This window comes from Micromonospora aurantiaca ATCC 27029, from assembly GCF_000145235.1.
GTDB classification, from domain to species: domain Bacteria; phylum Actinomycetota; class Actinomycetes; order Mycobacteriales; family Micromonosporaceae; genus Micromonospora; species Micromonospora aurantiaca.
Genome location: NC_014391.1, coordinates 4,973,177 through 4,990,628, shown reverse-complemented (window position 1 = coordinate 4,990,628; position 17,452 = coordinate 4,973,177). Strand labels below are relative to the sequence as shown.

15 protein-coding genes and 1 tRNA gene are annotated in these 17,452 nt (G+C 72.8%); 10 read left to right on the top strand and 6 right to left on the bottom strand.

Translation table 11 applies throughout. From position 1 onward, the window contains the following. Window positions 1-52: 52 nt before the first annotated feature. Both MICAU_RS21935 and MICAU_RS21930 read right to left on the bottom strand, forming a co-directional pair. On the bottom strand, window positions 53-1,645 hold the full coding sequence (locus MICAU_RS21935) for a GMC family oxidoreductase (protein WP_013287534.1): 1,593 nt from the start codon (window positions 1,643-1,645) through the stop codon (window positions 53-55). Between the two features lie 91 nt (window positions 1,646-1,736). After that, window positions 1,737-2,603 (bottom strand): aldo/keto reductase, encoded by an 867-nt coding sequence (locus MICAU_RS21930; protein ID WP_013287533.1) that lies wholly within the window; start codon window positions 2,601-2,603, stop codon window positions 1,737-1,739. Window positions 2,604-2,767: 164 nt separating this feature from the next. Here MICAU_RS21930 and MICAU_RS21925 point away from each other — a divergent pair, with 164 nt between their 5' ends. The 6 genes from MICAU_RS21925 to MICAU_RS21900 all read left to right on the top strand — a co-directional run bounded on the left by MICAU_RS21925 (window position 2,768) and on the right by MICAU_RS21900 (window position 10,176). Continuing rightward, window positions 2,768-3,133 (top strand): YciI family protein, encoded by a 366-nt coding sequence (locus MICAU_RS21925; RefSeq protein WP_013287532.1) that lies wholly within the window; start codon window positions 2,768-2,770, stop codon window positions 3,131-3,133. Between the two features lie 279 nt (window positions 3,134-3,412). After that, window positions 3,413-4,861, top strand: a complete 1,449-nt coding sequence (gene pyk / locus MICAU_RS21920; protein WP_013287531.1) for a pyruvate kinase — start codon at window positions 3,413-3,415, stop codon at window positions 4,859-4,861. Between the two features lie 11 nt (window positions 4,862-4,872). Next, complete coding sequence (locus tag MICAU_RS21915) at window positions 4,873-5,742, top strand: acyl-CoA thioesterase (RefSeq protein ID WP_013287530.1); 870 nt, start codon at window positions 4,873-4,875, stop codon at window positions 5,740-5,742. A 71-nt stretch (window positions 5,743-5,813) separates the two neighbouring features. Then, a complete protein-coding gene (locus MICAU_RS21910) occupies window positions 5,814-6,284 on the top strand; it encodes an RrF2 family transcriptional regulator (protein ID WP_013287529.1) in 471 nt (156 codons plus the stop codon). A gap of 132 nt (window positions 6,285-6,416) precedes the next feature. Then, the gene (locus MICAU_RS21905; RefSeq protein ID WP_013287528.1) at window positions 6,417-7,460 is read left to right on the top strand and encodes a sulfite exporter TauE/SafE family protein; all 1,044 of its coding nucleotides are present in this window, start codon (window positions 6,417-6,419) and stop codon (window positions 7,458-7,460) included. A gap of 433 nt (window positions 7,461-7,893) precedes the next feature. After that, window positions 7,894-10,176, top strand: coding sequence for a rhamnogalacturonan lyase family protein (locus MICAU_RS21900; protein WP_013287527.1), 2,283 nt, complete (start codon window positions 7,894-7,896; stop codon window positions 10,174-10,176). A 167-nt stretch (window positions 10,177-10,343) separates the two neighbouring features. Here the strand turns inward: MICAU_RS21900 and MICAU_RS21895 are convergent, their stop codons facing one another. After that, the gene (locus tag MICAU_RS21895; protein ID WP_174361724.1) at window positions 10,344-11,339 is read right to left on the bottom strand and encodes an LLM class flavin-dependent oxidoreductase; all 996 of its coding nucleotides are present in this window, start codon (window positions 11,337-11,339) and stop codon (window positions 10,344-10,346) included. Between the two features lie 61 nt (window positions 11,340-11,400). Further along, window positions 11,401-11,880 (bottom strand): Lrp/AsnC family transcriptional regulator, encoded by a 480-nt coding sequence (locus MICAU_RS21890; RefSeq protein WP_013287525.1) that lies wholly within the window; start codon window positions 11,878-11,880, stop codon window positions 11,401-11,403. 83 nt (window positions 11,881-11,963) lie between these two features. Here MICAU_RS21890 and MICAU_RS21885 point away from each other — a divergent pair, with 83 nt between their 5' ends. Beyond that, a complete protein-coding gene (locus MICAU_RS21885; protein WP_013287524.1) occupies window positions 11,964-13,139 on the top strand; it encodes a trans-sulfuration enzyme family protein in 1,176 nt (391 codons plus the stop codon). 36 nt (window positions 13,140-13,175) lie between these two features. Here MICAU_RS21885 and MICAU_RS21880 read toward each other — a convergent pair whose 3' ends face one another. Then, on the bottom strand, window positions 13,176-13,925 hold the full coding sequence (locus tag MICAU_RS21880) for a helix-turn-helix domain-containing protein (RefSeq protein WP_013287523.1): 750 nt from the start codon (window positions 13,923-13,925) through the stop codon (window positions 13,176-13,178). A gap of 35 nt (window positions 13,926-13,960) precedes the next feature. Continuing rightward, window positions 13,961-14,034 (bottom strand) — tRNA-Leu (locus MICAU_RS21875). Between the two features lie 104 nt (window positions 14,035-14,138). Between MICAU_RS21875 and MICAU_RS21870 the strand changes: the two genes are divergently transcribed. The 3 genes from MICAU_RS21870 (at window position 14,139) to MICAU_RS21860 (ending at window position 17,432) form a co-directional block, all read left to right on the top strand. Next, window positions 14,139-14,759 (top strand): ANTAR domain-containing response regulator, encoded by a 621-nt coding sequence (locus MICAU_RS21870; protein WP_013287522.1) that lies wholly within the window; start codon window positions 14,139-14,141, stop codon window positions 14,757-14,759. A gap of 37 nt (window positions 14,760-14,796) precedes the next feature. Next, on the top strand, window positions 14,797-16,014 hold the full coding sequence (locus MICAU_RS21865; protein WP_013287521.1) for a hypothetical protein: 1,218 nt from the start codon (window positions 14,797-14,799) through the stop codon (window positions 16,012-16,014). A gap of 257 nt (window positions 16,015-16,271) precedes the next feature. Beyond that, a complete protein-coding gene (locus tag MICAU_RS21860; RefSeq protein WP_013287520.1) occupies window positions 16,272-17,432 on the top strand; it encodes a branched-chain amino acid ABC transporter substrate-binding protein in 1,161 nt (386 codons plus the stop codon). Window positions 17,433-17,452: the final 20 nt, after the last annotated feature.

Sequence of the window (17,452 nt, the reverse complement as noted above, 5' to 3'; positions counted from 1 at the left end):
GCCCGGACCCGCCGTCGCGCGGGTCCGGGCACGTCCGCCCGGGTCCGGGCGGTCAGTCCGCGTCCCGTCCCCTGATCACGTCGGCGGCCCGCCAGGCCAGCGCGGTCACCGGGGCGCTGGTCCAGCCGGCCACCATCACCGGCAGCACCGACGCGTCGACCACCCGCAGCCCGTCCACGCCGCGTACCCGCAACCGCTGGTCGACCACGTGCTCGTCGCCGGTGCCCATCGCGCAGGTGCCGATCGCGTGGTAACCGCAGTAGCCGCGTGCCACAGCCGCCTCGACGATCTCCGCGTCGGTAGTGGTCGCCGTTCCGGGCACCGTCTCGGCCTGGATGCGCTTCGCGATCGGGCCGGTGCCGAAGAACTCCCGCATCCGGCGGAACAGGTCCACCGCCACCCGCCGGTCGTGCTCCGTGGTGAGGTAGTTCGCCACGATGGCCGGCGGCGTACGCGGGTCCGCGTCGGTGATCGTCAGGCTGCCCTCGCTGTCCGGCCGGGTGACGGTGCCCAGGCACATCAGGCCCGGCTCCCGCTCCAGCTCCAGCGCCTTGCCGGGGCGCGGCGGGGCGGCCGAGAACGGCGCCATCAGCAGGTGCGCGTCCGGGCGATCCAGCTCCGGCCGGGACTTGAGGTGGGCCGCCACGTCCAGCACCGGCAGGGCGAGCGGTCCGCCCCGGGTGAGCAGCCAGCGCAGCGTCGCCCGGGCCTGCCCGAGCGGGCTGCCGATGGTCATGTTGTGGCCGCCGGGTTCGGCGAGGCGGTACTGGAGCACGATCGACCGGTGCTCGCGCAGCCCTGCGCCGACCCGGGGCCGGTCGAGCAGTACCGGCACTCCGGCCGCGCGCAGCGTGTCCGCCGGGCCGATGCCGGAGACCTGCAACAGGTGCGGGGTGGCCAGGGCGCCCGCGGCGAGGATCACCTCACCCGCCGCCCGGTACGTGGTCTCCCCGCCGCCGCGCGCCACCCGTACACCTGTGGCGCGGCCGCCCTCGACGAGCACCCGCAGGACGACGGCGCCGACCTCGACGGTCAGGTTGGGCCGGCGCCGCACCGGGTGGAGGAACGCGTCCGCGGCGCTGACCCGGCGTCCGGCGCGGATCGTGGCGGTGGGGTAGCCGATCCGCTCGTCGTCGTGGGCGTCCAGGTCGTCGGCGCGGCGCCAGCCCAGTTCGGCGCCGGTGGCCACCATCTCCTCGGCGAGCGGGTCGGTGCCGGTGGCGACGGACAGCCGCACCGGACCGCCGGTGCCCCGATGCGGCGCGGGCCCGAGCGGGTGGTCCTCCAACTGCGGGAACACCCGCCGCATCGCCGACCAGCCCCAGCCCAGCGGTTCGAGGGCGTCCCAGTCCCGGGCCGCGCCGCGGCTCCAGATCATGCCGTTCACCGACGTGGAGCCGCCGATCATCCGTCCGCGCTGCCAGATCTCCTGGCGGCCCGGCCCGGTGGTGGCCGGGTAGTGCCAGGCGGTGCGCTGGTCGTCCATCAGCCGGGAGAACGCCTTCGGCACCCGCACGTACGGGCTGCGGTCCCAGCCGCCCGCCTCCAGCAGCAGCACCCGCGTCCCCGGATCCTCGGTGAGGCGGTTCGCCAGCACGCACCCCGCCGCGCCGGCCCCCACGATGACGTAGTCGAACTCCTCCACAGCGGACCCCCACTCGCGAGAATCCCTCTGACAGTAGTTGCTCGATCACAGTCCGCGAAAGGGGCGGGTCGGCGGAGGTACGGCGGCCGGCTCAGGTTGCCTTGGCCAGCGCCTCGAACTCGTCGTCGGTCAGCTCCACCTCGGCCGCCGCCACGTTCTCCTCCAGGTGCGCCACCGACGAGGTACCGGGGATCGGCAGCATCACCGGCGACCGGCGCAGCAGCCAGGCCAGCGCGAGCTGCGCCGGGGTGGCGCCGTGCGAGGTCGAGATCGCGTCGAGCGGGCCGCCGGGCCGGGCCAGGTTGCCGGTGGCGATCGGGAACCACGGGATGAACGCCAGGTCGTGGCGCTCGCAGTGCTCCAGCACGGTCTCCGCGCTGCGGTCGGCCAGGTTGTAGAGGTTCTGCACGGACACGATCGGCGCGATCGCCCGGGCCGCCTCGATCTCCTCGACGCTGACCTGGGACAGCCCGAGGTGCCGGATCTTGCCCTCCTGGCGCAGCAGCGCCAGCTCGCCGAGCTGGTCGGCCAGTGGCACCTTCGCGTCGATGCGGTGCAGCTGGTAGAGCGGGATGCAGTCCAGGCCCAGGTGGCGCAGGCTCAGCTCGCACTGCTGGCGCAGGTACTCCGGGCGGCCCACCGGCCGCCAGTCGTCCGGGCCGGAGCGGGTCAGCCCGGCCTTCGTCGCGATGACCAGGTCGTCGGCGTACGGGTGCAGCGCCTCGCGGATCAGCAGCTCGCTGACGAACGGCCCGTACGAGTCGGCGGTGTCGATGAACGTGACGCCCAACTCGTACGCGCGGCGCAGCACCCGCACCGCCTCGGCCGGGTCCTTCGGGTCGCCCCACACGCCGGGGCCGGTGAGCTGCATCGCCCCGTAGCCGAGGCGGTCGACCGGCAGGTCGCCACCGATCCGGTAGCTGCCCGACGCCTTGGCGGGCTGGGTGCTGGTGGCCATTCGCGGTCCTCCTGTGCTCGTACGTACCTCGCGGGGCGGTGCTGCGCCCCGACCCCTGGACATTCCCCGAATCGTGGCGGCGAAGCACCGGCAGTTGCGGCGAGCGGCCCCGGCGCACCGGGCCGCCGTGGGAGGCTGGGCGGGACGGTGGTCAGGAGGTGCGCATGGCCGCGACGCCACGGCTCGACTTCGCGCTGGACACGTACGAGTGCATCGTGCTCTACCCGGGGCCCTCGGGACGGGCCCTGCCGGACGAGACAGTGCAGCGGTTGCAGGCCGAGCACCTCCAGCACATGCGGGCGCTGCAACGGCGCGGCATCGTGCTCGTGGACGGGTCGGTCGACGGCCCGGCCCGGGAACCCGACCCGCCGATCGGTTTCGGCCTGGCCCGGACCGGCTCGGTGGACGACGTCCGCAGCGTCATGGAGGCCGACCCGGCGGTGCAGGCCGGGCTCTACCGGGTCGAGGTGCTCACCTTCCTCTGCCCGGCCGGCTCACTGGAGTTCCCGCTGGTCAAGACGGAGAGCTGAGGCTCCGAGCGAGCCCCTCCGACGGCACCGCCCACTGCCGCGTACCCAGTGCCCGCCCACGGCCGGACGGCCGGGCGCGGCGGCCCCACAGTGCCCCCGGCCGGCCCGTGACGGGGAGCGGTACGATTTCTCACCGCGCGGTCGCCGATGCCCGCCACACGACGTTCCGGTGCGGTACGCCTACCGCCCGCCCACGCGGTTGACGCGCGTCGTTGGACAAATGTTCCGCAGTCCGCAAGGGGTCGGCCGGGAGGCCGATCCGGAGGAGAGACTAGCCTGATGGGCGTGACACGCCGCGCGAAGATCGTCTGCACTCTCGGCCCCGCAACCGCCTCCCCGGAGCGTATCCGCGGGCTCGTAGAAGCCGGCATGAACGTGGCGAGGCTCAACTTCAGCCACGGCAGTCACGCCGACCACGAATCGGTCTACCGGTTGGTCCGGGAGGCCGCCGAGGCGTCCGGGCGCCCGGTCGCGGTGCTCGCCGACCTCCAGGGGCCCAAGATCCGGCTGGGCCGGTTCGCCGACGGCCCGCACGAGTGGCGCACCGGCGACTCCGTCGTGATCACCGGCGACGAGGTGGTGGGCACCAAGGAGCGGGTCTCCTGCACCTACCGCAAGCTGCCGCAGGAGGTGAAGCCGGGCGACCGGCTGCTGATCGACGACGGCCGGGTCGCGGTCGAGGTCAGCGACGTCACCGGCAACGACATCCGGTGCCTGGTCACCGAGGGCGGCCCGGTCTCCAACAACAAGGGTGTCTCGCTGCCGAACGTCGCGGTGAGCGTCCCGGCCCTGTCCGACAAGGACGCCGAGGACCTGCGCTTCGCCCTCGGCCTCGGCGTCGACCTGGTCGCGCTCTCCTTCGTCCGCTCGCCGGAGGACATCAAGCTCGTCCACTCGATCATGGACGAGGAGGGCGTGCGCCGCCCGGTCCTGGCCAAGGTCGAGAAGCCGGAGGCGGTCGATCACCTGGAGGCGATCGTGCTCTCCTTCGACGGGGTCATGGTCGCCCGCGGCGACCTCGGCGTCGAACTGCCGCTGGACCAGGTGCCGCTGGTGCAGAAGCGTGCCGTGCAGCTGTGCCGGGAGAACGCCAAGCCGGTCATCGTGGCCACCCAGATGCTCGACTCGATGATCGAGAACTCCCGCCCGACCCGCGCCGAGGCCTCCGACGTGGCCAACGCGGTGCTCGACGGCGCGGACGCGGTGATGCTCTCCGGCGAGACGAGTGTCGGCAAGTACCCGGTGCTCACCGTCAGCACCATGGCGAAGATCATCACCACCACCGAGGCCGGCTCGATCGCCGTCCCCCGGTTGCAGCACGACCCGCGTACGCACGGCGGCGCGCTCACGGTCGCCGCCTCGTCGATCGCCCGGGCCATCGGCGCCAAGGCCATGGTCGCGTTCTCGCAGACCGGTGACACCGTCAAGCGGCTGGCCCGGCTGCACTGCGACCTGCCGCTGCTGGCGTTCACGCCGGTGCCGGAGGTGCGCAACCAGCTCGCGCTCTCCTGGGGCGTGGAGACGTTCCTGATGCCGTTCGTCGAGCACACCGACGACATGTTCCGCCAGGTCGACCAGGCGCTGCTCGGCCTCAACCGGGCCAACCCGGGCGACTACGTGGTGATCGTGGCGGGCAGCCCGCCCGGCACCCCCGGCTCCACCAACACGCTGCGCGTGCACCAGCTCGGTTCGCTGGTCGACGCCGCTTCGGCGCGAGCCCTCCAGTGAGTGGTGGCGCAGTGGCGACCGGGCAGGCGGCGGTCGACCAGCTGCTGGAGGTGCTCGACCTCGCCCGTACCGGGGAGATGACCTTCCGGGGGATGAGCCCGCAGGTGGGTCCGCAGCGGGTCTACGGCGGGCAGGTCGCCGGCCAGGCCCTGGTCGCAGCCGGCCGCACCGTCGACGCGGAGCGGGCCGTGCACTCCCTGCACGGCTACTTCGTGCGCCCCGGCGACCCGGCCGAGCCGATCGAGTACCAGGTGGAGAACGTCCGTGACGGCCGCTCCTTCTCGGTGCGTCGCTCGGTGGCGTTGCAGCACGACAAGCCGATCTTCTTCATGTCGGCGTCGTTCCAGCGCCAGGAGGAAGGGCTGGACCACCACGCCCCGCTCCCGCCGGACGTACCCGGCCCGGACGACGTGCCGACCATGACCGACCGGCTCTCCCGCTACCCGGAGCGCCTCGGCATCTGGGGGATGATCCCGCGCCCGATCGACGTGCGCTACGTCGGCGAGCCCGGCTGGGTCCGCCCCGGCGACCGCCCGGCCGAACCGCACCAGCGGGTGTGGATGCGCCTGGACGGCAAGCTGCCGGACGATCCGCTGCTGCACGCGTGCGCCCTCACGTACGCCTCCGACCTGACCCTGCTGGACTCGGTGCTGTCGGTGCACGGCGAGGTGTGGGGCCCGGGCGGTGTGGTCGGCGCGAGCCTCGACCACGCGCTGTGGTTCCACAGGTCGTTCCGCGCCGACGAGTGGTTCCTGTACGACTGCTGGAGCCCGTCCGCATCGGGCGCCCGCGGCCTGGCCACGGGCCGGATGTTCACCACCGACGGCCGGCACATCGCCAGCGCCGTCCAGGAGGGGCTGCTGCGGCGCGTCGGCGGCTGAGAGCCCGATCGGTGATCGTCCGGGTGCGGGTCGGGGGGCCGGCCCGCACCGCAGCGGACTAACCTGGCCGTATGCGTCTCTCCGCCCGGGTCGACTATGCCCTCCGCGCGGCCGCTGAGCTGGCCTCGGTCGCGGTCGGGGGGACCACTGGGCGGAGCCGGCCGGTGACCGCCGAGCAGATCGCCCGCGCGCAGGACATCCCGCCGAAGTTCCTGGAGAGCATCCTGCTGCAACTGCGCCGGGGCGGCATCGTGCACGCCCAGCGTGGCCCCGAGGGCGGCTACTGGCTGGCCCGGCCGGCCGGGGAGATCTCCCTGGCCGAGGTGATCCGCGTCATCGACGGTCCGCTCGCGCACGTACGCGGGCAGCGCCCGGAACAGCTCGGCTACCAGGGTGCGGCCCGCGCGTTGCAGGACGTCTGGATCGCGTTGCGGGCCAGCGAGCGGGAGATCCTCGAGCTGGTCACCATCGCCGACGTGGCCGCCGGCGCGCTGCCCGGCCGGGTCAACGAGCTGGCCGCCGACCCGCGCGCCTGGAGCTGACGCCGGCTTCCGCACACCCCGGCACACCGTCCGGCGTCTCCTACCAACCGGATGGGGGACTTGACCCGGGGCGCCTCCGTGCCGCATTGTCGACCAAGTTGATAGGAGATACCGAAAAGTCAGGGGGCGCTCGTGCGCAAGCTGCTGGTCCTCGCCCTCGTCGGGCTCGCCGCGCAACTCGTCGACGGCGCGCTCGGCATGGCGTACGGGCTGACCTCCTCGACGCTTCTCCTGTTCGCCGGTGTGGCACCGGCCGCCGCGTCCGCCTCGGTGCACCTGGCCGAGATCGGCACCACGCTCGCCGCGGGCGTCTCGCACTGGCGATTCGGTAACGTCGACTGGCGGGTGGTCGGCCGCATCGCGCTGCCCGGCGCGATCGGCGCGTTCGCCGGGGCGACGTTCCTCAGCTCCATCTCCACCGAGGCCGCGGCGCCGTGGATGGCCGCCATCCTGTTCACGCTCGGCGCGTACCTGCTGGTGCGGTTCTCCCGGCCGCTGCGCGCCAACCGCGCGGCCGGCCGGCTGCGCAGCCGCTTCCTCGCCCCGCTCGGCCTGGTCGCCGGCTTCGTCGACGCCACCGGCGGCGGTGGCTGGGGGCCGGTCGCCACCCCGGCGCTGCTCGTCTCCGGCCGGATGGAACCCCGCAAGGTCATCGGCTCGGTGGACACCTCCGAGTTCGTGGTGGCCGGCGCGGCCAGCATCGGCTTCCTCATCGGCCTGGGCTCCGAGGGTTTCCTGCTGCCCACTGTGGCCGCTCTCCTGGTCGGCGGCCTGATCGCCGCGCCGATCGCGGCCTGGCTGGTCCGCATCGTCCCCGCCCAGCTGCTCGGCGCCGTGATCGGCGGCGTGATCGTGCTGACGAACGCCCGCACGCTGCTGAGCGCCGGCGGCGTGGGCGGCTCGGTGCCGGTGGTGGTGTACGTGCTGCTCGGCGTCGCGTGGCTGGTCGCCGTCGGGCTGGCGGTGCGCGCCCTGCGCCGTACCCGCCGGGCACGCGCCACAGTCGAGGCGGCCCTCGCCGAGGGCCCTGCTCCGGCGGGAGAGCCTGCCGCGTCGGCGGAGCCGGCGGAGTTCGCCAAGCCGGGTGAGTCCGCCGCGCCGGCGGAGCCCGCGGCGTCGGGGGAGTCCGCCGAGGCCGCGGAGTCGCGGAAGCTCGCCGCCGCCGTCGAAGGCTGAGCCCTCAGGCCTTTCCGGGGCGCGCCCCCCGCACCCGCGAGGGGTGTTCCTCGGCGTGTCGCCCTCCGGAGACACAAGCACTCCAACCGATATGCCTCTCGGTCATAAATATGACCGAGAGGCATATCGGTTGTCGGCTGTCCCTTCTCGCCGCCCGCCGCGACTCTGCCGTGCCGCCGACCTGCCGTGCCGCCGACCTGCCGTGCCGCCGCGCCGGCCGCCACCGCGACGGGACGGGGTGAAGGGCGCGTGCGACGTGCCCGGTGAGTCCGGCGCTTGTGGGTGTGTCCAGCGGTGACCTAGGCTGACGGAGCGCGGAGCCGAATCATGGACGTCGATGTGTTGACGTCGCTCGTCGCGTCAGGGCACGAATTCGCCGGTCCGGGCAGGCCGGCGCTCGCCCCGTGCCTGACCTCCGCGAAAGGCATTCCCCGTGCACCTCACCACCCCACGCCGCCGGATCGCGCTGCTCGCCGCGGCTTCGGCGGTCACCCTGTCGGCCGGCGCGCTCACCACGATGACCGCCGCGGCGGCTGCCGCCGCCTGCCGGGTCGACTACCGGATCACCAACCAGTGGAGCGGCGGCTTCGGCGCCGACGTGACAGTGACGAACCTCGGCGATCCGGTCAACGGCTGGACCCTCGGCTGGAGTTTCGCCGCCGGCCAGCAGGTCGTCCAGGCGTGGAACGCGACTGTCAGCCAGTCCGGCGCCCAGGTCAGCGCCCGCGACGCCGGCTACAACGCGGCCATCGGCACCGGCGGCACCGCGAACTTCGGCTTCAACGGCTCGTGGAACAACGCGTCGAACCCGGTTCCGGCCGCGTTCACGCTCAACGGCACCGCCTGCACCGGCGCGCCGTCCACCAGCGCGCCACCGTCGACGCCACCACCGAGCACGCCCGCGCCCACCACGCCACCGCCGTCCACACCCCCGCCCACCACGCCGCCGCCGACCACCCCGCCGGCCGGCGCGAAGCAGATGGAGGACCTCGACCGGGGCCTGATCAGCGTCCGCTCCGGCAGCGGGAACCTGGTCTCCTGGCGGCTGCTCGGCACCGAGACGACGGGGGTCTCGTTCAACCTCTACCGGGGCGGTACCAAGGTCAACGGCAGTCCGATCACCGGCGCCACCACGTACCTGGACAGCGGCGCGGCGGCCGGATCGGCGTACACCGTGCGGGCCGTGGTGAACGGCGCCGAGCAGGCGGCGTCCGCCCCGGCGCTCCAGTTCGCCAACGGTTACCTGGACGTGCCGATCCAGCCGCCGCCCGGCGGCACCACCCCGTCCGGGGAGGGGTACAGCTACGCGGCGAACGACGCGAGCGTCGGTGACCTCGACGGCGACGGCCGCTACGAGTTCGTGCTCAAGTGGGATCCGTCGAACGCCAAGGACAACTCGCAGTCCGGCTACACCGGCAACGTCTACATCGACGCGTACACGCTCACCGGCACCCGGCTGTGGCGCATCGACCTCGGCCGCAACATCCGCGCCGGCGCCCACTACACCCAGTTCCAGGTGTACGACTACGACGGCGACGGGGACGCCGAGGTGGCCGTGAAGACCGCCGACGGCACCCGCTCCGGCACCGGCCAGGTGATCGGCAACGGCTCGGCCGACCACCGCAACTCCAGCGGCTACGTGCTCGCCGGACCGGAGTACCTGACCATGTTCGACGGCCGCACCGGCGCGGCGCTGTCCACTGTCGACTACGACCCGCCGCGCGGCACCGTCTCGTCCTGGGGCGACTCGTACGGCAACCGGGTCGACCGGTTCCTCGCCGGCACCGCGTACCTGGACGGGCAGCGCCCCTCGCTGATCATGGCGCGCGGCTACTACACCAGGGCCGTCGTCGCGGCCTGGGACTTCCGCGACGGCACGCTGCGCAAGCGCTGGACGTTCGACTCGAACGCCTCCGGCAACGGCGCCGCCGCCGGCCAGGGCAACCACCAGCTCTCCGTGGCCGACGTGGACAACGACGGCCGCCAGGAGATCGTGTACGGCGCCGCCACCATCGACGACAACGGCCGGCTGCTGTACTCCACCGGCAACGGCCACGGCGACGCCCTGCACGTCGGCGACCTCGACCCCTCCCGCGCGGGCCTGGAGGTGTTCAAGGTCGACGAGGACGGCAGCAAGCCCAGCTCCTGGATGGCCGACGCGCGTACCGGGCAGATCATCTGGCAGACCGCGCCGAGCGGCGACAACGGCCGCGGCGTCTCCGGCGACGTCTGGGCGGGCAGCCCGGGTGCCGAGTCCTGGTCGTCGGCTGTCGACGGGCTTCTGAACACCCGGGGCCAGAACGTCGGGCGCAAACCGTCGTCGGCGAACTTCCTGATCTGGTGGGACGGCGACCCGGTCCGGGAGCTGCTCGACGCCACGAAGATCGACAAGTACGGCACCGGCGGCGACACCCGGCTGCTCACCGGCAGCGGCGTCGCCTCGAACAACGGCACCAAGTCCACCCCGGCGCTCTCCGCGGACCTGCTCGGCGACTGGCGCGAGGAGGTCGTCTGGCGCACCTCCGACAGCACCGCGCTACGGATCTACAGCACGCCTGTGACCACCGGGCTGCGCCTGCCGACGCTGATGCACGACCCGCAGTACCGGGTGGCGGTGGCCTGGCAGAACACCGCCTACAACCAGCCGCCGCACCCCGGCTACTTCCTGGGCGACGGCATGAGCACCCCGCCCGCGCCGAACATCTACCTGCGCTGAAACGGCAGGCACCGGGTCGCCGGCCGCGGAATCCGCTCCGCCGGCGACCCGGTGCACCACACCGCAGCATTCCCGACCCGTCCCGACCGGGAATGCCGTACCACCACCGGGGACAAAGTTATGCGTCCCACGCGACGGTGCGGTGACGTCGCTATGAAGAGCGTGTTTCAGCCCTCCCGGCGCAGCCCGCCCGCCACCTTCTCGGCGATCAGCTCGAACGAGCGGACCCGGTCCGCCACGTCGTACACCATCGTGGTGAGCATCAGCTCGTCCGCGCCGGTGCGCTCCAGCAACTCACCGAGCTGCCGGGCCACCGTCTCCGGCGAACCGGTCGCCTGGCCGTCGCGGCGCTGGGCGACGAACTCCCGCTCGAACTCCGAGTACGGGTACGCCGCCGCCTCCTCCGGCGTGACGAGTGGCTCCGGCCGCCCCGACCGCAGCTTCAGGAACGACAGCCCGGACGGCCCGGCCAGCCACTCGGCCCGCTCGTCGGTCTCCGCGCAGACCGCGTTGACAGCCACCATCGCGTACGGCCGGTCCAGCCACTGCGACGGCCGGAAGTTCTGCCGGTAGAGCTGCAACGCCGGGATCGTGTTCTGCGAGCTGAAGTGGTGCGCGAACGAGAACGGCAGCCCGAGCAGACCGGCCAGCTGCGCGCTGAACCCGCTGGACCCGAGCAGCCACACCTGCGGCGACTGGCCGCGGCCCGGCGTCGCGGTGATCGGGCCCGGCTCGGCGCCGGAGAAGTAGTTCATCAGGTCGGCCAGCTCGCGCGGGAAGTGCTCCGCGGACAGGCCCTCCATGGTGCGGCGCAGCGCCAGCGCGGTCACCTGGTCGGTGCCCGGCGCCCGGCCGATGCCCAGGTCGATCCGGCCCGGGTGCAGCGCCTCCAGCGTGCCGAACTGCTCGGCCACCACCAGCGGCGCGTGGTTGGGCAGCATCACCCCGCCCGAGCCGAGCCGGATCGTGCTGGTGTTCGCCGCCAGGTGCGCGAGCAGCACCGCCGGGGCGGAACTCGCGATGGCGGGCATGTTGTGGTGCTCGGCCACCCAGAACCGGCGGTAGCCCAGCTCCTCGGTGCGGCGGGCCAGCTCCGTGGTGTACCGCAGCGCCTCACCGGCGTTGCCGGTCGCCGCCACCGGGGCAAGATCAAGAACAGACATGGGTACGTCGATCACAGGCAGGTGCAACCCGTGACGTGCCGGAATTGTTCCGCCGGGTGCGTTACCCCATACCGCGGGCCTGCTCGAAGATCAGGCTGGTCTGCGTGTGCTGCACCGCCGGATCGACAGCCAGATGATCCAGGACGAAGTCCCGCAGCGCGTCGCCGGAGGCGGCGCGCACGTGCAGCACGTAGTCCTCAGCGCCCGCCACGTGGAACACCGACACCACGCCGGGCAGCCGTACCGACCGGGCGCGGAACGCGTCAACAGCGGCCCGCTCGTGCGCGGTCAGCCGCACCGACACCAGCGCCTGCAACGGCAGGCCCACCGCCGCCGGGTCCACCTCGGCGTGGAACCCGCGGATCGCCCCGCACTCGCGCAGCGCCCGGGTACGCGTCAGGCACGTCGACGGCGCCACCCCGACCCGCTCGGCCAGCGCGTTGTTCGGCAGTCGGCCGTCGGCCGCCAGCTCGCTGAGGATCGCGCGGTCGGTGTCGTCCAGGCCGGCGAACGGCCGTACATCATTCGGTGCGGCAGGCATGCGACCATCCTTCACCGAATCGCAGCCGGGCGAAAGCGTGATCGTCAGAATCTTGTTCGCTGCTATTGCCTCTAGCCGTCGTCATGTTCGACGCTTCCCCCATGACTTCCGTGGACACCGCAGCCGTACACGCCGGGCGCGCCGACCTCGCCGGGCTCGGCGTCCACGTCCCGCCGATCGACCTGTCCACCACCAACCCGCTGCCCTCGGTGGCCGGCGGCGGTGACGACTACGAGACACTCGCCACCGGCGGCACCCTCCCGGCCGGCGGCAGCGCCGTCTACCAGCGCCTCTGGAACCCCACTGTGGCCCGGTTCGAGACCGCCCTCGCTGAGCTCGAAGGCACCGCCGAGGCCGTCGCGTTCGCCAGCGGCATGGCCGCGCTCACCGCCACCCTGCTCGCCGCCACCCGCGACGGCAAGCGTCACGTCGTCGCCGTCCGCCCCCTCTACGGCGGCACCGACCACGTCCTCGCCACCGGCCTGCTCGGCACCGCTGTCACCTGGGCCACCACCGCCGACGTGGCCGCCGCGATCCGCCCCGACACCGCCCTGGTCGTGGTCGAGACGCCTGCCAACCCCAGCCTCGACCTGGTCGACATCGCCGCGCTCGCCGATGCCGCCGGTGACGTCCCGCTGCTCGTCGACAACACCGTCGCCACCCCGGTGCTCCAGCAGCCCGCCCGCCACGGCGCCGCGCTCGTGCTGCACAGCGCCACCAAGAGCATCGGCGGCCACGGCGACGTCCTCGCCGGCGTCGTCGCCTGCGGACCCGAGTGGGCCGCCCGGCTGCGTCAGGTCCGCGCCGTCACCGGCGCCGTCCTGCACCCGCTCGGCGCCTATCTGCTGCACCGCGGCATCCAGACCCTCCCGCTGCGCGTCCGCGCCCAGCAGGCCGGCGCGGAGAAGCTCGCCGCCTGGCTCGCCGGGCACCCCGCCGTCGAGCGCGTCCACCACCCGTCGCTGCACGACCCGGCCGGACTGGTCGGCCGCCAGATGTCCGGCACCGGCAGCCTGCTCGCCTTCGAGGTACGCGGCGGCGCGCCCGCCGCGGCCGAGGTCGCCGGCGCCTGCGAGCTGATCACGCACGCCGTGTCGCTCGGCGGCGTCGACACGCTGATCCAGCACCCGGCCTCGCTCACCCACCGGCCGGTCGAGGGCGACGCCAAGCCGTGCGGCGGGCTGTTGCGGGTTTCGGTCGGCCTGGAGGACCCGGAGGACCTGCGGGCGGATCTCGCGCGGGCGTTGTCGCGGATCTGACGCCCGTCGGCAGGCCGCGTGCGCGGCGTCGCCGGGTCACGACTTCGGGCCGACGTGCCGGTCGAGTGCGGCGACGGCTTCCCGGCGGGCCACCGACAGGGAGTTGCGGCGGTTCATCCGCCAGGCGATGCCGAGCCGGTCGAGGGCCTGCTGGCACAGGCCCATGATGTCGCCCGACTCGTTGTGGAACATGTAACGGGGATAGACGTACTCCTTGCCCCGGACGACGACCCGGTTGGCGAAGCGGCAGCCGTCGGAATGGAAGAGGCCGCGGAGGAAGTCGCCCGCGTGGGCCTCGACGATGGGGCGCTGCCAGTCGGCCAGGACGATCGGGCGTTGGTGCTTCTTGCCAGGGCCGTGCTGGGGGAACAGGCACGGCCAGTGCTTGCCGTAGCTCTGCACGCTGACGCACCCCGGATGCCGGACGCGCTGCACCTTCTCCGCCAGCACCGCGCGCATGGCGTCGTCGCACGCCTCGATCAGTCCGGGCCAGCTGTTGCTGCAGGAGATCCGGAGCACCGGCACCCGCGCCCTGGTCACGAGATGCCCGTCGCCAAGGTAGAGCCCGAGAAGATAGGCGTAGGCCGCCGGATCTGTCGGAACGCTGACATCGTCGCGGCAACGGAAACACCGCAGTGCGGTGCCTAGAACCGCGGCGGTCGGGCGGTCTCTGCACCAGTGCCAGACGGTGCGGTAGTTGAGGCCGACGGCGCGGGCCGCCTCCGCGACGGTCGCCCCGGACAGAAAGGCCTGACGTGCTCGGGCGCGGATCTCGGGTGGGTGCACGAGAGCATCTTCGAACGCCCGTACGACAACTTCGGTGTCCCCGGTGGGACTCGAACCCACACTGTCGGAGGTTTGAGCTCCGTTTCTCTGCCGATTGGAATACGGGGACAGGCTCGCGCGACGCTCTCGCGTCGTGCCATAGGTTACCTACTACGCTAGGGGCGGCGACACCCGGCACGGCGGGTGTCGGGCTCGAACCGGTGGGAGTGGCTCGTGGGCGAGATGCAGGCGGACGCCGAGCGCAAGCGCGTTCTGATCGCCGAGGACGAGGCGCTCATCCGGCTGGACCTGGCCGAGATGCTTGTCGAAGAGGGCTACGAGGTGGTCGGCGAGGCCGGTGACGGCGAGACCGCCGTCAAGCTCGCCGAGGAGCTCAAGCCGGATCTGGTCATCCTCGACATCAAGATGCCGATCATGGACGGGCTGGCCGCCGCCGAGCGGATCGCCGGCGCGCGCATCGCCCCGGTGATCATCCTGACCGCGTTCAGCCAGCGTGACCTGGTGGAGCGGGCGCGGGCGGCCGGCGCGATGGCGTACCTGGTCAAGCCGTTCCAGAAGAGCGACCTGGTGCCGGCGGTGGAGATCGCGCTGTCCCGCTACTCCGAGATCGCCGCGCTGGAGTCGGAGGTCGCCGGTCTCACCGACCGGCTGGAGATCCGCAAGACCGTCGAGCGCGCCAAGGGTGCGCTGATGACCACGTACGGGATGACCGAGCCGCAGGCGTTCAAGTGGATCCAGCGCACCGCGATGGACCACCGGATGACCATGAAGGAGGTCGCCGAGCGGATCCTCGCGGAGACCGCCGGCGGCGAGGTGGAGCAGCCCGCGTCCTGACCTCCCGCGGAGGCGTCCGATCGATAGGATCGGATCCATGCCTTCCGCGCGCGCCCGGCCGGTCCTCGTCGCCGTCGTCGCCGCGCTGCTCCTGGTGGCCTGCCACGCGACTCCGCGACCGCTGCCCGAGCCTGCCCCCGTACGACCGCAGTGGCAGTCCGTCGATCTGGCCCTTCCCGCCGGCGCCACCGGACGTCCGGTGCTGCGCGACGTCGCGCGGTGCGCCGGCCGGTGGTACGTGGTGGGCGGGCTGGTCGATCCGGCGGGGGAGACCCGCCCGGCTGCGTGGTCCTCATCGGACGGCGTGACCTGGTCGCCGATTCCGGTGCGCGCGCAGACGTTCTACGGCCGCCAGCACGTGCTCTACGCGGTGGCGTGCCGCGACGACGGGATGGCGGCGCTGGGCGCGAAGACCGGTGGCGTGCACGGCAATCCGCGTACCGGAACGTGGGTGTGGCGTCCGGGTGGGCCGTTGCGGGAGATTCCGGCGGCGTTCGAGTTGTTCGGCGGCCCGCGCGCGGTGAGCGCGTCGCGGCTGGCGGCGGGTCCGGCCGGCTGGCTGGTCGCCGGGGCGCGCGCGGACGGTGCGGCGGTGTGGTCGTCGCCGGACGCGGAGGGGTTCGTCCTGCGCGAGGGGGTCGCGGAGCTGGCCGGCGACGGCCGGGGCCGGACGGCGGCGTACGACGTGGCGGCTGTGGGGCCGGGCTGGCTGGTGGTGGGGTCGTTGCTGCCGCCCGGCGGTACGTCCCGGACGCCGCTTTCGTGGTTCTCGGCCGACGGCCGGGTGTGGCGGCGGGTGGCTCTGCCGATGCCGGCGGGTACCTCCGGGGCGGCGGAGCGGGTGGTGCCGGCCGACGGCGGGCCGGTGGCGGTCGGCCCGGTGGGTGACCGCTTCGCCGTGTGGCGCGGGTGCGACGACTGCGGCTCGCCGTCCGCCGGTTCGGCGGGTGCGGCGCAGGGGTGGCGGCGGGTCGGCGGGTTCGGCTCGGCGGGCCCCGGGGTGTCGTCGGTGGACGCGCTCGCGGCGTCCGGTGGGCGGCTCGTCGCGGTGACCGGGGACGGGGGTCAGCGACGGCTCTGGATGTCGCGTGACGGCGGTGCGTCGTGGCTTCCGGTGATCACGCCGGTGCCGGTGCCGGACGGGGGCGACGCGGCGCTGACGGTGGCCGTCCGCGACGACGGGCTGCTCGTGGTCGCCGACGACGGAAAAACATCCCGTGCCTGGTGGGGGGCGTTGTCCGCCGTCGATCGGTAGCGGGTGGGGAGGGCCTGGCCCGTTACCGAGGAATAGTCGGTGAAAGCCTTTGCCCGCCTTCGCTTCTTACGCCGATGGGCTTGAATCCGCCACGGCGTGTAACGGTTCGGTCAACCCCGCTTTCCAGGTCTTACGCCACCGCTCGCGGTGGGATAACGTCCCGGCCCAGACCGGCGACGACGGTCTTGGTTCGTCCACCCCGCAAGGGCCAATCAGCGGCGGGTGGTTCGGATCATGGACGGAGGAGGGTTCGGGCCTTGAGGCAGAAGCTCGCACGCGTGATCGGCGGGGTCGCCATGCTGGCGCTCGTCGCCGGTGGCACCGCTTGTTCCAGCGGCAGCGACGATGAGGGTTCCGGGGGCAGCGCCTGCGGGAGCAAGATCGCTTTCTTCGGCGCGCTGACCGGTAGCTCGGCCGCGCTGGGCATCAACGAGAAGAACGGCGTCAAGCTGGCCGTCGACAAGTACAACAAGGAGAACCCGGACTGCAAGGTCGAGCTCGCCGAGCTCGACTCGCAGGGCAGCCCGGACCAGGCGCCGGGTCTGGCCCAGAAGGCGATCGACGACACCAAGATCCTGGGTGTCGTGGGTCCGGCCTACTCGGGTGAGTCCGAGGCCGCCGGCCCGCTGTTCAACGAGGCCGGTCTGGTCACCATCACCCCCTCCGCGACCAACCCGACCCTGGCCACCAAGGGCTGGAAGACGTTCTTCCGTGCGGTCGGCAACGACCTGAGCCAGGGCCCCGCCGCCGGCGTCTACATGAAGAACGTGCTCAAGGCCGACCGGGTCTACGTCATCGACGACCAGTCCGCCTACGGTGCCGGCCTGGCCGACGAGGTCAAGAAGGTGCTCGGCCCCGCGGTCGTGGGCAGCGACAAGGTCCAGGGCGAGGGCAAGCAGGTCGAGTTCTCCGGTGTGGTCACCAAGGTCAAGGCCGCCAACGTGAAGGCGGTCTTCTACGGCGGCTACTACCAGGAGGCCGGCCTGATCCGTAAGCAGCTCACCGCTGCCGGCGTCACCGCTCCGCTGGTCGCCGGTGACGGCGTGAACGACGGCGCCTACATCACCTCCGCCGGCCAGGCGGCTGCCGAGGGCACCATCCTCACCTGCCCCTGCCAGCCGTCCACCGAGGCGCGCGGCACCTTCGCCGCCGACTTCAAGGCGCTCAACGGCACCGAGCCGGGCACCTACAGCGACACCGCGTTCGACGCGGCGAACATCCTGCTGGCGGGCATCAAGGCCGGCAAGACCAGCCGTGCCGACCTGCTGGAGTTCGTCAAGGGCTACAGCGGCGAGGGCGTGGCGTCCACCTACAAGTTCGTCGAGGGCGGCGAGCTCGACCCGGCGCAGGTCAAGGTCTGGGCGTTCAAGGTGCAGGGCGGCAAGGTCGTCCCGGACCAGGAGATCCCCAAGTCCTGATCGGTCGATCGCTGGGCTGG

Coding starts and splice junctions, on each gene's coding strand:
- MICAU_RS21930 (WP_013287533.1), bottom strand. CDS start 2,603: ATGGCCACCAGCACCCAGCCCGCCAAGGCGTCGGGCAGCTACCGGATC.
- MICAU_RS21925 (WP_013287532.1), top strand. CDS start 2,768: ATGGCCGCGACGCCACGGCTCGACTTCGCGCTGGACACGTACGAGTGC.
- pyk (WP_013287531.1), top strand. CDS start 3,413: ATGGGCGTGACACGCCGCGCGAAGATCGTCTGCACTCTCGGCCCCGCA.
- MICAU_RS21910 (WP_013287529.1), top strand. CDS start 5,814: ATGCGTCTCTCCGCCCGGGTCGACTATGCCCTCCGCGCGGCCGCTGAG.
- MICAU_RS21895 (WP_174361724.1), bottom strand. CDS start 11,339: ATGTCTGTTCTTGATCTTGCCCCGGTGGCGGCGACCGGCAACGCCGGT.
- MICAU_RS21890 (WP_013287525.1), bottom strand. CDS start 11,880: ATGCCTGCCGCACCGAATGATGTACGGCCGTTCGCCGGCCTGGACGAC.
- MICAU_RS21885 (WP_013287524.1), top strand. CDS start 11,964: ATGTTCGACGCTTCCCCCATGACTTCCGTGGACACCGCAGCCGTACAC.
- MICAU_RS21865 (WP_013287521.1), top strand. CDS start 14,797: ATGCCTTCCGCGCGCGCCCGGCCGGTCCTCGTCGCCGTCGTCGCCGCG.